Source organism: Melghirimyces profundicolus, assembly GCF_003054245.1.
Lineage (GTDB): Bacteria > Bacillota > Bacilli > Thermoactinomycetales > DSM-45169 > Melghirimyces > Melghirimyces profundicolus.
The window spans coordinates 33,468-47,605 of the sequence record NZ_QBKR01000002.1; the positions used below are offsets into that span (position 1 = coordinate 33,468).

Annotated in this window: 11 protein-coding genes; 6 read left to right on the forward strand and 5 right to left on the reverse strand. The window is 58.6% G+C overall.

Going from position 1 to position 14,138, the window contains the following annotated elements:
• Window positions 1–4 precede the first annotated feature (4 nt).
• Window positions 5–4,600, reverse strand: coding sequence for a glutamate synthase large subunit (gltB, locus tag C8P63_RS01705; RefSeq protein WP_108021613.1), 4,596 nt, complete (start codon window positions 4,598–4,600; stop codon window positions 5–7).
• A gap of 240 nt (window positions 4,601–4,840) precedes the next feature.
• Between gltB and gltC the strand changes: the two genes are divergently transcribed.
• Together gltC and mscL are read left to right on the forward strand one after the other, a co-directional pair.
• Window positions 4,841–5,746: a glutamate biosynthesis transcriptional regulator GltC gene (gene gltC, locus C8P63_RS01710; protein WP_108021614.1), complete on the forward strand. Its 906-nt coding sequence runs from the start codon at window positions 4,841–4,843 to the stop codon at window positions 5,744–5,746.
• A 568-nt stretch (window positions 5,747–6,314) separates the two neighbouring features.
• A complete protein-coding gene (gene mscL / locus C8P63_RS01715; protein WP_108021615.1) occupies window positions 6,315–6,806 on the forward strand; it encodes a large conductance mechanosensitive channel protein MscL in 492 nt (163 codons plus the stop codon).
• Between the two features lie 54 nt (window positions 6,807–6,860).
• On the opposite strand, the gene C8P63_RS01720 is transcribed toward mscL, so the two are convergent.
• The 3 genes from C8P63_RS01720 to C8P63_RS01730 form a co-directional block, all read right to left on the reverse strand.
• Complete coding sequence (locus tag C8P63_RS01720) at window positions 6,861–7,274, reverse strand: acyl-CoA thioesterase (RefSeq protein ID WP_108021616.1); 414 nt, start codon at window positions 7,272–7,274, stop codon at window positions 6,861–6,863.
• Between the two features lie 25 nt (window positions 7,275–7,299).
• The gene (locus tag C8P63_RS01725; protein WP_108021617.1) at window positions 7,300–8,478 is read right to left on the reverse strand and encodes an acetyl-CoA C-acetyltransferase; all 1,179 of its coding nucleotides are present in this window, start codon (window positions 8,476–8,478) and stop codon (window positions 7,300–7,302) included.
• A 130-nt stretch (window positions 8,479–8,608) separates the two neighbouring features.
• On the reverse strand, window positions 8,609–8,833 hold the full coding sequence (locus C8P63_RS01730; protein WP_108021618.1) for a transcription initiation factor IIE subunit alpha family protein: 225 nt from the start codon (window positions 8,831–8,833) through the stop codon (window positions 8,609–8,611).
• Window positions 8,834–9,019: 186 nt separating this feature from the next.
• On the opposite strand from C8P63_RS01730, the gene ung reads away from it, so the two are divergent.
• The 4 genes from ung to C8P63_RS01755 all read left to right on the forward strand — a co-directional run bounded on the left by ung (window position 9,020) and on the right by C8P63_RS01755 (window position 13,322).
• The gene (gene ung / locus C8P63_RS01735) at window positions 9,020–9,697 is read left to right on the forward strand and encodes a uracil-DNA glycosylase (protein WP_108021619.1); all 678 of its coding nucleotides are present in this window, start codon (window positions 9,020–9,022) and stop codon (window positions 9,695–9,697) included.
• Window positions 9,698–10,010: 313 nt separating this feature from the next.
• Window positions 10,011–10,196 (forward strand): type Z 30S ribosomal protein S14, encoded by a 186-nt coding sequence (locus C8P63_RS01740; RefSeq protein ID WP_108021620.1) that lies wholly within the window; start codon window positions 10,011–10,013, stop codon window positions 10,194–10,196.
• 743 nt (window positions 10,197–10,939) lie between these two features.
• Window positions 10,940–12,058, forward strand: coding sequence for a glutamate 5-kinase (gene proB / locus C8P63_RS01750; RefSeq protein ID WP_108021622.1), 1,119 nt, complete (start codon window positions 10,940–10,942; stop codon window positions 12,056–12,058).
• A 19-nt stretch (window positions 12,059–12,077) separates the two neighbouring features.
• On the forward strand, window positions 12,078–13,322 hold the full coding sequence (locus tag C8P63_RS01755; protein ID WP_170109437.1) for a glutamate-5-semialdehyde dehydrogenase: 1,245 nt from the start codon (window positions 12,078–12,080) through the stop codon (window positions 13,320–13,322).
• A 67-nt stretch (window positions 13,323–13,389) separates the two neighbouring features.
• Here C8P63_RS01755 and C8P63_RS01760 read toward each other — a convergent pair whose 3' ends face one another.
• A complete protein-coding gene (locus C8P63_RS01760; protein ID WP_108021624.1) occupies window positions 13,390–14,130 on the reverse strand; it encodes a ThuA domain-containing protein in 741 nt (246 codons plus the stop codon).
• Between the last annotated feature and the right edge of the window lie 8 nt (window positions 14,131–14,138).

Below are 14,138 nucleotides of genomic sequence, written 5' to 3' on the forward strand. Positions count from 1 at the left end.
CTTTTCACAAGAGTACCGGTTCTTTTTTCCGGTCCGGATCGGGATGGACCGGCTTTTTCCGTTTTTTGCTTTCGAAGGCCGTCTCGATCGCTTCTTTGGGGTCCATGCCGGAGGCCACCAAGTGTTCGATCGATTCCAGCATCTGTTTGTAATCCTTCGGGATCACTTTGACGAAACGGGAGACCGATTCATCCCAGCGGTCCAGAATCCGCTCTGCATGCCGACTGCCGGTGTAATGCACGTGGTTTCGGATCATCCGCTCCACTTCGGCCACTTCCCCGTCGTCATCCAAGGTCTCCAAGAGCACCATTTCCGGGTTGCAGCGAGCGGCGAAGGTGTTCAGGTCGTCGGCCAATACATAGGCGATTCCGCCCGACATCCCGGCGGCGAAATTCTTGCCCACATCGCCGAGGATGACCACACGGCCGCCGGTCATGTATTCACAACCGTGGTCACCCACGCCTTCCACGACCGCCCGGACTCCGCTGTTGCGGACGCAGAAGCGCTCACCGGCGATCCCGCGGATGTATGCTTCGCCGGCTGTGGCGCCGTAAAAAGCGACGTTGCCGATCACGACGTTCTTTTCCGGATCAAAGGAAACCGTCTCCGGCGGCCGGACGGCGATTTTGCCGCCCGAAAGCCCTTTTCCGATATAATCGTTGGCGTCTCCTTCCAGGGACAGGGTGATCCCCTTCGGGACGAAAGCCCCGAAGCTCTGCCCGGCAGATCCCCGGAAATGAAGGCGGATCGTATCTTCAGGCAACCCTTCGGCCCCGTATCGTTTCGTCACTTCATGGCCCAGGATCGTGCCGACCACCCGGTCCGTGCTGCGGATCGGAAGCGCGGCTTCCACTCTTTCACCCGACTCGAGCGCCGGTTCGCACAGCGGGAGCAGTTCCCTTCGGTCCAGAGATTCCTCCAGCCGGTGGTCCTGGGAACGACGGTGATACCGTCCCACTTCCTCCGGCACATCCGGTCGGTACAGGAACCGGGACAGGTCCAGATGCTTCGCCTTCCAGTGGGTTTTCGCCCGCTCGCTCACTTTCAGCACATCGCTGCGTCCGATCATCTCTTCCACCCGGCGGAAACCGAGCGCTGCCATGATCTCCCGGACTTCTTGGGCGACAAACTTCATGAAGTTGACCACGTGATCCGGATCCCCGACAAATTTCTTCCGCAGTTCCGGATTCTGGGTGGCGACACCCACCGGGCAGGTGTCCAGGTGGCAGGCGCGCATCATGACACACCCCATGACCACCAGGGGAGCCGTGGCGAATCCGAATTCCTCCGCCCCGAGCAGTGCAGCCACCACCACGTCCCGTCCGGTCATCATCTTGCCGTCGGTCTCCAGGGCGACGCGGTCCCGAAGCCGGTTCAACAGCAAGGTCTGATGGGTCTCCGCCAACCCCAGTTCCCAGGGCATCCCGGCGTGGCGAATGCTGGTCCGGGGGGAAGCGCCGGTTCCTCCTTCGTACCCGCTGATGACGATCACATCGGCCAGGCCTTTGGCCACGCCGGCCGCAATCGTCCCCACTCCGGGTTTGGAGACCAGCTTCACGCTGATTCGGGCCTCCGGGTTGGCGTTTTTCAGATCGTGAATCAACTGGGCCAGATCCTCGATGGAATAAATATCATGGTGGGGAGGCGGGGAAATCAATCCCACCCCGGGAATGGACCCCCGAACTTCGGCGATCCAGGGATATACTTTGTTCCCGGGAAGCTGCCCGCCTTCTCCGGGCTTCGCCCCCTGAGCGATCTTGATCTGGATCTCGTCGGCGTTCACCAGATAATGGCTGGAAACCCCGAACCGTCCGGAAGCCACCTGTTTGATGGCACTCCGGCGCAGATCCCCGTTTTCGTCCGGGGTGAACCGGACAGGATCCTCTCCGCCTTCTCCGCTGTTGCTTTTGCCACCGATCCGGTTCATGGCGATCGCCAGCACTTCGTGGGCTTCCTGGCTCAGCGCGCCGTAGGACATCGCCCCCGTCTTGAAGCGGCGGACGATCGATTCCACCGGTTCCACCTCATCCAGGGGAACGGCGGGACGATCGGATGTGAATTCCAGCAACCCCCGCAGAAATGCGAGATTCTCTTCATCCACCATTTTGGAGAACTTCCGGAACCGATCGAAGTCCCCCCTGCGGCAGGCCTGTTGCAGGGTGTGGATCGTGATCGGATTGAAAGCGTGGTACTCTCCGTTTCTTCGCCATTGGAGCTCACTTCCCGGATCCAGACCGTCATCCCCGTCTTTGCGGGGCGCATGGGCCGCTTCGTGACGCATCAAGGTTTCCTTGGCGATCACGTCGAGACCGATTCCTCCGATCTGGGAGGTCGTACGGGTGAAGTACCGGTCGATGAGCTCCTCATCGATGCCGATCGCTTCAAAGATCTGGGCTCCCCGGTAGCTTTGGACGGTGGAAATCCCCATCTTGGACATCACCTTCACGATGCCGTCCGTCGCCGTCCGGATATACTTTTTCACCGCTTCTTCCGCGCTCTCCTCCGGAATCGCACCTTCCCGGACCATCCGGTTGAGCGTATCCAAGGCCAGGTACGGGCAGACGACATCCGCGCCGTACCCGATGAGCATGGAGAAATGGTGCACGTCCCGGGGCTCGCCGGATTCGATGATCAGGCTGGCCTGGGTGCGGGTTCCCCGCCGCACCAGATGGTGGTGCAATCCGCTGGTTGCCAGCAGAGCCGGGATGGCCGCGTGTTTTTCGTCCACCCCCCGGTCGGACAGGAACAGAAGGGTGACACCCTCTTCGATGGCCCGGTCCGCTTCGGCGAACAAGCGGTCCAGCGCTTGTTTCATTCCCTCTGCCCCGTCTTCCACCGGGAACAGGATGGACAGTGTCCGGCCCCGGAATTCCGGGTGCGGGTTTTTCCGCAGCATCATGCAGGCTTCCTTGGAGATCACCGGGGTTTCCAGCCGGATGCGCCGGCAGTGTTCCGGCTCCGGCTGAAGGAGGTTGCCCTCGGACCCCAGATGGGTGAGAGTGGAGGTGACGCAGGCTTCCCGGATCGCATCGATCGCCGGGTTGGTCACCTGGGCGAAAGACTGTTTGAAGTAGTTGTAAAGAAGCTGGGGACGATCGGAGAGAACGGCCAGGGGTGTATCGTTCCCCATGGATCCGACCGGATCCTTCCCTTCCGTCACCATCGGGGCGAGGTTCTTGGTCAATTCCTCGTAAGTGTAACCGAAGGTTTTTTGGAGACGGAGGAGTTCCTCTTCTTCCGTTTCCGCCGCCGCTTCCGCTTCCGGGAGATCCTCCAGGGAGATCAGATGTTCATTCAGCCATTCCCGGTAAGGCTGTTCGCAGGCGATCCGATTCTTCAGCTCGTCATCGGACACGACCCGTCCTTCTTCCAAATCGGCCAGTAACATGCGGCCGGGTTCCAGCCGGCCTTTGTAAGCCACTTTTTCCGGCGGAATGTCCACCACTCCGACCTCGGAGGAGAAGATTAACGTGTCCTCCGTCGTGACATAATACCGGGCCGGCCGAAGTCCGTTCCGGTCCAGGACGGCCCCGATCTGACGACCATCGGAGAAAGAAATCGCTGTCGGTCCGTCCCAGGGCTCCATCAGACAGCTGTGGTATTCGTAAAAAGCCTCTTTGGGATCGGTCACCTCATCGTTTTTATCCCAGGGTTCCGGAATCATCATCATGGCCACATGGGGAAGGGAGCGGCCGGAGAGGGCGAGAAATTCAAAACAGTTGTCCAGGATGGCCGAATCGCTTCCCTCCAAGTCGATCACCGGCAACACCTTTTCGAGGTCGTCACCGAAATCATCGGTGTCAAACATCCGCTCCCGGGCCAGCATCCAGTTGACGTTCCCCCGCAGGGTGTTGATTTCCCCGTTGTGAAGGAGATAGCGGTTGGGATGGGCCCGCTCCCAGCTGGGGAACGTATTGGTGCTGAAACGGTTGTGAACCATGGAGAAAGCCGACTGAAAGTCCGGCTCTCGGAGATCCCGGTAAAACGCATCCACCTGGGCCGGGGTCAAGAGTCCCTTGTAAACCAGGGTCCGGCTGGAAAGGCTGGCGACGTAGAGCTTTTTCCCCGCCGCTTTTTCCAGTTGTTTGCGGATGACATACAGTTTCCGCTCGAAAGACAGAGGATCCTCCAACTCTCCGTCCCGGCCGATGAAAACCTGACGGATATGGGGCTGACTTTCCCGCGCCGTCTCCCCGATTTCCGAGGGGTTGACGGGAACGGTCCGCCACCCCAAAAGCTTTTGTCCTTCTTCTTCGACGATGGTTTCCAACATTTTTTCACAGTCGGCCCGTTCCGCCTCGTCACGGGGCAAAAACAGCATCCCGACCCCGTATTCTCCCGGGGCGGGCAATTCGAAACCGCAGTATTTTTTGAAAAATTGATGCGGGATTTGGAGCATGATCCCCGATCCGTCCCCGGTCTCCAGATCCTGCTGGCCCCCCCGATGAACGAGACGGCAGAGGATCTCCAGGCCGTTTTTGACGATATCGTGGGAAGGCTTCCCTTTCAGGTTGGCCACAAAACCAATCCCGCAGGCATCGTGTTCAAACTCGGGAGTGTACAATCCCTGTTTGTCCGGATAGCTCGTAAACGCCGCCACGAGGCTTCACCTCTCTTTTCTGTGCTGGTCAAACCACTCTGAACCGCACCATTTGGTTCTCTCTCTGGTATGTTCCCTTTAAAAATAATGCCGGACGAAGATCGTTCGGCTTACTTTCTGACGATTGTTGCGCTTCGCGCTTTTACTTGTTATTTTAAAAGCAACGATTGATCCCAACAATATATATTTTAGATATAACCAATCTCATTATGAGATGAATGGCCGTGGGAGGTTGATATCATGGAATTGAGACAGATCCAATACTTCATCGAAGTGGCCAAAAGGGAGCACGTCACCGAGGCGGCCCACGCTCTGCACGTGGCCCAGTCGGCGGTCAGCCGTCAGATCGCCAATTTGGAGTCGGAGCTGGGGGTTCAGCTGTTTGTGAGAGAAGGAAGGAACGTCAGACTGACCCCTCTCGGAAAAATCTTTATGGAGCACGCGGAAAAATCGATGCTGGAAATTGAAAAAGCTAAAGTGGAGATCGAAGAGTTCCTGGACCCGGAACGGGGAACCATTCGCCTCGGGTTTCCCAGCAGCATGGCTTCCCATATCCTCCCCCGCGTCATCTCCGCCTTCCGGGCCCGATATCCCCAGATTGGATTCCAACTCCGCCAAGGTTCCATGAAGCAGTTGATCGACGCCCTCGTTCGGGGGGAAGTCGAATTGGCCATGATCGCCCCCGTCCCCACGGATGAGAAAGATTTTACGGGAACCATCTTTTTTTCGGAGAAGCTGGTGGCACTTCTCCCCGCCAGTCACGAGCTGTCCGATCAGCCCGCCCTTCGGCTCGATCAACTGCGGAATCATTCCTTTGTCCTTTTCCCTTCCGGCTTCGTCTTGAATCAGATTGTGGTTGAGTCCTGCCAACAAATGGGGTTTCACCCGGATATTTCTTTTGAGGGGGAGGATATCGATGCCATCAAAGGGCTGGTCGCCGCCGGTCTCGGTGTCACCATCCTGCCGGAAATCACCCTGATGGACAATATCCCCCGGGCCACGGTCAAGATCCCCGTCAGCGAACCGGAACTCACCCGGACTGTTGGGGTCATCGTCCCAAAAAACCGGGAACTCCCTCCGTCGGAGAAACTTTTTTACGACTTTCTGAAAGACTTTTTCGCCAACCTGGATCGTTTCCGCAGTTGAAAGGAACGAACCAACCCCCGGTTTTCCACCGGGGGTTGGTTCGTTCTTTTTTATCAACTGAACAATGGGTGTACAAACCCGGCCAAGAGGGGAAGCGTTGTGAAAAAGTGAGCGGCGGCATTTACCCGAAGCCGCTCCGGCTGCACTCACAGAGCACAAGTCGCGCCTGGGTCGCTTCACTCCCCGGTCTCGCTATGCACTCACAGAGCACAAGTCGCGCCTGGGGTCGCTTGCGCTCCCCGGTCGCGCTATGCTGTCCTGCAGAGATGGTTGCACGGTCCGCTCCGAATCATTCGGCTGCGGGCAGGGGCAAACGCCTGTGGATGCAACACAGAGAAGCTTTTGCCCCCGAACGCCCTTGCAGGCTGATTCTCCGCTGGGCAGGACAGCAAAGTCGCTGGTTCGGGTAAACGCTTCCCTTCTTCTGAGCCTGAACATCAATCACAACGCTTTTAGATCCACCCCTCCTTCGGATGGCCGAAGCGATAGTACTCTCATCCGCCTGTTCATATCCCCCCGTTCTCCCCACATACGTATTGTGTACATGCGGATTTCGGAGGGTGAAGAAATGCGGAAAGAGTTCAAAGAATTTGCTTCTCGTGGAAACGTGGTGGATATGGCCATCGGGGTGATCCTGGGCAGCGCCTTCGGAAAAATTGTCACCTCCCTGGTGGAAGATGTAATCATGCCGCCCATCGGGTTGGTGCTCGGCAAAGTGGATTTCACCCATCTCTACATCAACCTCTCCCAAGAGCGTTTTTCCACATTGGAGGAAGCGAAAGAAGCCGGTGCCCCCACCATCAACTACGGCACTTTTATCAATACGGTCATCGATTTTTTGATCGTGGCCACGGTCACTTTCTTTCTCGTCCGCCAAGTGGAACAGTGGCGTCCAAAAAAGAACGTTGTCTCTTCAGTTTCCCGGAGAAAACCATGCCCATTCTGCCACTCACCGATCTCTCCCCGGGCAATCCGGTGTCCCCATTGCACCTCCGCGCTGAAAGGAGACCTCAAAGTGGTGATCCGTTCCGGAGGAAGAAAACCCTCAAAAGAGGCATAAACAGCCGCACCCTCCATCAAAACGGAGGTGACGGCTGTTTCGGGAATGGGGGACTTACCGGTTGGCCACCGGTTCCACCCGGTATTCTTCCAGCTTTTTCACCCATTCTCCGGGGATGGGGACGCTTTGTTGCTCACGGAAATCGAAGTAGACCATCACCGATTCCGATCGGCCCACCGGAACGCCGTTTATGGCATCCAGGATGTCCTGCCGGAGACGGAAGCTTTTGTTTCCGATCCCGGCCACTCCCGTCCGGATAGTCAGCTTCTGGTTGAAATAGGCCTGCTGCAGGAAATCGCATTGGATGTGTCCCAGGATAAAGGGCCAACGGGACATCGCCATGGATGAGCCCAAGTTTTCAAAAAACTCCACCCTCGCCTGTTCCAGATAGATGAAATAACTGGTGTTGTTGACGTGACCCAGCGCGTCGGTTTCGCAAAAACGCACCTTGATCTCCGATTCGACCATGGATCTTCTCCTCTCCGTCTGCTGTTTAAACCGATTCCACCACCATGGCGATTCCCTGCCCCCCTCCGATGCAGAGGGTAGCCAAACCGTACTTTTTGCCGCACCGCTTCAGTTCGTGAAAGAGCGTGAGCAGGATCCGGGCCCCGCTGGCTCCGACCGGATGCCCCAGCGCGATGGCGCCGCCGTTGACGTTGACCCGCTCCCGGTCAAGTCCCAGTTCCTTTTCCACGGCGATGTACTGAGCCGCAAAGGCTTCGTTGACTTCCACCTGATCGATCTCTTCCAGCTTCATTCCCGCCCGTTCCAGGGCCAGCCGGCTGGCGGGCGCCGGACCGATTCCCATGATGGTGGGGTTCACCCCGCAGACAGCCCAACTGACGATCCGTCCCATCGGAGTCGTGTCCCGAGAGTGGACCGCTTCTTCCGAAGCCAGGACGACACAGGCGGCACCGTCGTTGATACCGCTGGCATTGCCGGCCGTGACGGTTCCTCCCTTTTTGAAGACCGGTTTCAATTGGGCCAGGCCTTCCGCCGTGGTCCCGGACCGGATATGCTCGTCACGGGAGATTTCCTTCTCCCCCTTTTTTCCTTTCACCCGGACGGGGACAATCTCCTCGGCGAGGCGGCCGCTTTCTCTCGCAGCCTCGGCTCGTTGCTGGCTGAGGAGGGCGTACTCGTCCTGTTCCTCCCGGGTAATCCCGTACTTATCGGCCAGATTTTCCGCCGTCAGGCCCATTCCGAGGCCGCACTGCTTGTCACTCAGGGTTTCGGACAGGGTATCCGCCAGTTCCCCGTCCCCCATTTTCATCCCCCAACGGGCTTTCCGCAGAACGTAGGGAGCCTGACTCATGTTCTCCGCTCCCCCGGCCAAAGCAATTTCCGATTCCCCCAGCTTCACCGATTGTGCCGCAGAGACGACCGCCTGCATCCCGGAGCCGCACAGACGATTGACGGTCAACGCCGGTGCCTCAATCGGAATTCCCGTCCGGAGAGCCACGTGCCGGGCCAGGTAGGGTGCCCCTCGATGGGTTTGGATCACGTTTCCCAACACCACGTTATCCACGTGGGAAGCCTCCAGCCTTGCGCGCCGGATCGACTCCCGGGCCGCCTGCACGCCCAGCTCTTCGGCGGAGACGTCTTTGAGAGCCCCTCCAAAGCTGCCAAAGGCCGTTCTTGCGCCGCTGACGATGTAAACATCCCTCATTCTTCCATCCCCCCTGGCTGATCATTGCGCAAAAGATCCACCCTTCCCAACCATCTTACTAGTCTGACTTCGGTTTCGCCAGAGGAAAAAGAAAAAACCTCCCGTCCCAAACGGGAGGCGGCCCTCCGTCTCAATCCGGATACTCCACTCTCAACCCGCACCGGGGACAGGTGAACGAAAACGTGACTTGGTACCATCTCATGGAGCAACGGGGACAACGATGAACCGGTTCTTTTTCGGAACGGCAGAGTTCCTCGGCATGCAAACGATCCCGGGCGTGCTTGACGATCTGTTCCGTCTGCTTCAAAGGCAAGCCAAACTTCCGCGACAGTTGTTCCGCCAAGTGGCTGGACACAGGAATTCCCCCTCTTTCCCCGAGGCCATCCTTTATGATTGTTAGTTCATTTCGTCCCCGGAAGCAGAAAACCTCTTTTCGATTCCAAATTTCCCGCTTCCCGTCCTCCCCCCTACCGAAGAGCGAGCCACCATGGTAAAGTCGATATGGACTTCTGCTGAAAAAGACGACACCGGAGGGATCATCATGGCTTTTCAACTGCCGGCGGACTGGAACGAAGTCCTGGCTGAAGAATTGGAACAACCCTATGTGCATCGCTTGAAAGCGTTTCTTGAATCCGAACGGACCCGACATACGGTCCACCCCCCGGAAGAGGAACTGTTCTCCGCCCTGAGGCTCACTCCTTACAAACAGGTGAAGGTCCTTCTGCTTGGTCAAGATCCCTATCACAACCCCGGCCAGGCCCACGGCCTCTCCTTTTCCGTCCGGCCCGGAGTGCCCCTCCCCCCTTCCCTGAAAAACATATTCAAGGAGCTGGAAGACGACCTGGGGGTCAAGCCTCCCGGACACGGCCACCTCGCCCACTGGGCCCGTCAGGGCGTGCTCATGCTCAACACCGTGCTGACCGTTCGGGAGCACCAGCCCCACTCTCATCGAAACCAGGGGTGGGAAACCTTCACCGATGCCATCATCCGCTCCGTGAACGATCATGAGAAACCGGTGGTATTCCTTTTGTGGGGAAACCACGCCAAAAAAAAGAAAAAGTGGATCGATCCCCAACGTCACACCGTGATTGAATCCGCCCATCCCTCCCCCCTTTCCGCCAAACGGGGCTTTTTCGGCAGCCGCCCCTTCTCCGCCATCAACCGGGCCCTCCGGGAAGCGGGACGGGAAGAAATCGACTGGCGGATTCCCGGGGAGTGAAGCGCGTGGCGGGTGTGTCACCATCTCTTTTTTCACATCCCCTCTTTCTTCGAACCGGAATACGCGGTGAATCCGGCCTACCTGTATAACCGGTACCTTCTCAGGGCTTTGTTCAAAATGGGCAGGTTTTTGGGGAGTATGGTTTCAGCTCGTTGCGTGGGTTGATACATATTGATCCATGCTTGCTGGGTCCGGGCGAGGGTGGGGGCCCGGTAATAACCTTGTTGGACAATCTGCCGCAGTGCGATGGATGTCCCGCGAACGAATGGGAGCGTTATAGACGGAAGCAGTTCAATGAGAGGAGGGAGTCCCGGTGGCGAAAAAATCAATGATCGCCAAAACCAAACGAAGGCAGAAGCATGCAGTACGAAACTACACCCGCTGTAAACGTTGCGGACGTCCACACTCCGTCATGAGGAAGTTCAACCTGTGCCGGATCTGTTTCCGTGAGTTGGCTCATAAAGGGCAGATTCCCGGCGTGAAAAAAGCCAGCTGGTAAATCGGGGTAGAAACGTTGTGAAAAAGTGAGCGGCAGCATTTACCCAAAGCCGCTCCGGCTGCTGTCCTGCAGAGATGTAGACACCGTCCGCTCCAAATCATCCTGCTGCGGGCAGGGGCAAACGCCTTCGGTTGCAACACAGAGAAGCTTTTGCCCCTGAACGCCCTTGCAGGCTGATTCTCCGCTGGGCAGGACAGCAAAGTCGCTATTTTGGGTAAACGCTTCCCCTTTTCTCGAAACGAACATTCAATCCCGAAGCCACTCCGGTTCCTGTCCTGCAGGGGGTGGGGTGTTTGCATGTTTAGGAAAAACGGGAAATCAGCTGCCTCCGGGCCTCTTAATGGGGTATTCCTTTCCTTTTTTTCCGCACCGACATTTTACACCTCCGGCATCCCTTTTCCGATTGACAGATCAAGCACATCCATGCATAATAATACAAACAATCAAAACACTGCCCATCCGAAAAACGCGATGACGGAGGCCAGTAAGGCGGGCTTACCGCCCAGAGAGCAGAACCCGAAGGCTGTGAGGTTCTGCCGGGACGCCCGTCTGAACCCACCTCCCGATGCGGACGGTGACGAACCGGACGGTCCTCCCGGCCGTTACACCCGGGAAGCGGCTGTGATCAGACGGCCGCCAAAGTCGGGCACGTTTTGTGCCAACAAAGGTGGTACCGCGGAAGAACCCCCCTTTCGTCCTTGGACGGAAGGGGGGTTTATGTTTGATGAACCGGAGGTGAGAACATGCAGACAGAAACCATCGTGGTGAAAATCGGAACTTCCTCGCTGACCGATGGGTCGGGACGGTTGGATCCGTCCCTTCTGGAAGGTCACGTCGCTTCCCTCATCCGGTTGAAGCGTTCAGGTTTCCGGGTTGTACTCGTCTCATCGGGGGCGATCGCCGCCGGTTTTCACGATTTGGGGTTGAGCGGCCGCCCCTGCACGCTGGCGGGGAAACAGGCGGCGGCGGCCGTCGGCCAGGTACATCTGGTGGAGCGGTACCGAAAAGCTTTCACCGCCTTCGGGGAATCCTGCGGCCAGGTGTTGTTGACCCGGAGCGATTTCGATCAACGGACCCGTTATCTCAACGCCCTCAATACCCTGAACTATTTGTTGGAACGGGGATGCGTGCCGGTCATCAACGAGAACGACTCTGTCGCCGTCGACGAGATCCGCTGGGGGGACAACGACACGCTGGCCGCGATGGTGGCCGGCCTTCTCCAAGCTCGGTGGCTTCTCTTGATCACCGACACCGACGGAGTCTACACCGCGAATCCCATGGACCATCCCGACGCGGAGAAAATCCCCCATCTGAACCGGGTCGATGAAGCATTGCTCAACCGGCTGGATGACAGCCGGTCGGCATTCGGCACCGGCGGGATGCGTTCCAAACTGACCGCCGCCCGGAAAGCCGCCCGCATCGGAGTCCGGGTCTACATCGGCACGGCCCGGGAGTCCGCCGGGTGGATGCACGACGTCATCGACGGAAAGGGAACCGGTACCTACCTGGATGCCCTTCCCCGCCGGGTCAGTCGAAAAGAGCAGTGGATCGCCGCCCACGCCTGTCCCCGGGGCCGGCTGACGGTGGACGGCGGTGCCGCCCGCGCTCTTCTCGAATCCGGAGGAAGCTTGCTTCCCTGCGGGGTTGTCGATGTCACCGGCCGCTTTGCAGCCGGCGAGGTGGTGGAGGTGACCGGACCGGGGCAGCTTTCCCTCGGCCGGGGAGTCTGCCGCTACTCCGCCGACTTGCTGAGACAGGTGAAAGGATTGCAATCCCATGAGGCTCTCCGGTTGGCCCCGGGCTGCCCGGAAGAAGTGATTCACCGGGATGACTGGGTCCGGACCGGTGCCGAATCTGATTGAAAGAGAGGAGAGAGACAGGGTGTCCGACGTACGAAGGAAAACGGAAGCGGCTCGCACCGCCTCGAAGCGCCTCGCCACCGCCCCGGCGGAAGAAAAAAACACAGCCCTGGAGACGATCGCCCGCACGCTGCGGGAGGAACAAGATTCGATTCTGGAATGCAACTCCGAAGACCTCCGGAAGGGAGAGGAAGCGGGGATTTCCCCGGCCCTGGCGGACCGGCTGAAGCTGACGGAAACACGGTTGGAAGAGATGGCCCGGGGCCTGGAAGAGCTGACCCGGCTCCCCGACCCGGTCGGTGAAGTGATGGAGAGGACGGAGCGGGAAAACGGTCTCCGGATCGAAAAAGTGCGGGTCCCCCTCGGCGTGATCGGCATGATCTACGAGGCACGTCCCAACGTGACGGTGGACGCCGCCGGTCTCGCTCTGAAAACGGGCAACGCGGTGGTGCTCAGGGGAAGCTCATCGGCATATCGTTCCAATGCCCGTCTGGTGGAGATCATCCGGAAATCCCTCGCCCTCACCCCCCTGCCAAGGGATGCGGTCCAGCTGGTGGAAGATCCCGATCGGGAAGCCGTCCGGGAAATGCTCCATTCCAACGGACGGATCGACGTGATCATCCCCCGTGGCGGAGCCGGGCTGATCCAGCGTGTGGTTCGTGAGTCCACCGTTCCCGTGCTGGAGACGGGGGTGGGAAACTGCCACATCTATGTGGACCGGTCGGCCGACCCTGAAATGGCCGGGAGGATCGTTCTCAACGGGAAGACCGACCGTCCCGCCGTCTGCAACGCCGTGGAAACCCTCCTCATCCACCGGGAATGGGCGGACCACCATCTTCACGAACTGGGCGAAGCCCTTCTGACCGCCGGAGTGGAGATCCGGGGTTGTCCCCGGACCCGGGATCGGTTTTCCCGGGCCGTTCCCGCCCATGACACCGACTGGGAAAAAGAATACCTGGATCGGATCCTGGCGGTGCGGGTGGTGGACTCCCTCAATGAAGCCATGGAACACATCGACCGGTACGGCACCCGCCATTCGGAGGCCATCGTCACCGAAGATGCAGAAGCGGCCCGCCGGTTCCTGCAGGAAGTGGACGCCGCCGCCGTATACCATAACGCCTCCACCCGCTTCACCGACGGATCCCAATTCGGTTTCGGCGCCGAAATCGGCATCAGCACCCAGAAACTTCACGCCCGCGGCCCGATGGGGTTGAAGGAACTCACCTCCTGCAAGTACCGGGTGCTGGGCTCGGGACAGGTGCGATAAAAAAGGAACCGCCTCCTCCTGCTGAGGGGCGGTTCCTTTTGAATAACGGATGTGGCACCCGATCGATTCATGATTTCATATTTCGTTGCAGATTTTCCGCCGGTTCCACGTTGCCGAAGACCGGTGTGTTTCCCGCCGTGGACGCAGCCCAGCGAACCGCATTGGAGATGACCTTCTGGACCTCCGGCTGATGATAGGTGGGATAAGTCTCATGCCCCGGGCGGAAATAAAACACCTTTCCCAACCCCCGCGTATAGGTGCACCCGCTGCGAAACACCTCTCCCCCCTCAAACCAGCTGACGAACACCAGCTCTTCCGGCTCCGGAATATCGAAAAACTCCCCGTACATCTCTTCCTTTTCCAACCGAATGGACTCCCCGATCCCTTCCGCGATCGGATGGCGGGGGCTTACCGTCCAGATCCGTTCGGTTTCACCGATATCCCTCCATTTGAGGTCGCAGGTGGTTCCCATCAGCTTCTTGAAAATCTTGGAGAAATGGCCGGAATGAAGGACAATCAACCCCATTCCCTCCAACACCCGCTTTTGCACCCTCTCAACGATCTCCTCTTTCACCTCGTCATGGGCCTGATGCCCCCACCAGATCAATACATCCGTCCGTGCCAACACTTCTTCGGTTAAACCATGCTCCGCCTCATCCAGCGTCGCCGTCGTCACGTCCATGCCTTCCCGGCTCAGGAAGTCGCCGATGGCCCCGTGGATTCCCCGGGGATAGATGCTTTTCACCTTTTCATTCGTCTTTTCGTGCCGGTTCTCATTCCAGACCGTCACCCGAATTCCATTGGCCATATCGCTCC

Excerpts from the sequence above, each read along its gene's own strand:
- C8P63_RS01725 (WP_108021617.1), bottom strand. The coding sequence starts at position 8,478 with ATGAGGGATGTTTACATCGTCAGCGGCGCAAGAACGGCCTTTGGCAGC.
- C8P63_RS01720 (WP_108021616.1), bottom strand. The coding sequence starts at position 7,274 with ATGGTCGAATCGGAGATCAAGGTGCGTTTTTGCGAAACCGACGCGCTG.
- C8P63_RS01760 (WP_108021624.1), bottom strand. The coding sequence starts at position 14,130 with ATGGCCAATGGAATTCGGGTGACGGTCTGGAATGAGAACCGGCACGAA.
- ung (WP_108021619.1), top strand. The coding sequence starts at position 9,020 with ATGGCTTTTCAACTGCCGGCGGACTGGAACGAAGTCCTGGCTGAAGAA.
- proB (WP_108021622.1), top strand. The coding sequence starts at position 10,940 with ATGCAGACAGAAACCATCGTGGTGAAAATCGGAACTTCCTCGCTGACC.
- gltC (WP_108021614.1), top strand. The coding sequence starts at position 4,841 with ATGGAATTGAGACAGATCCAATACTTCATCGAAGTGGCCAAAAGGGAG.
- mscL (WP_108021615.1), top strand. The coding sequence starts at position 6,315 with ATGCGGAAAGAGTTCAAAGAATTTGCTTCTCGTGGAAACGTGGTGGAT.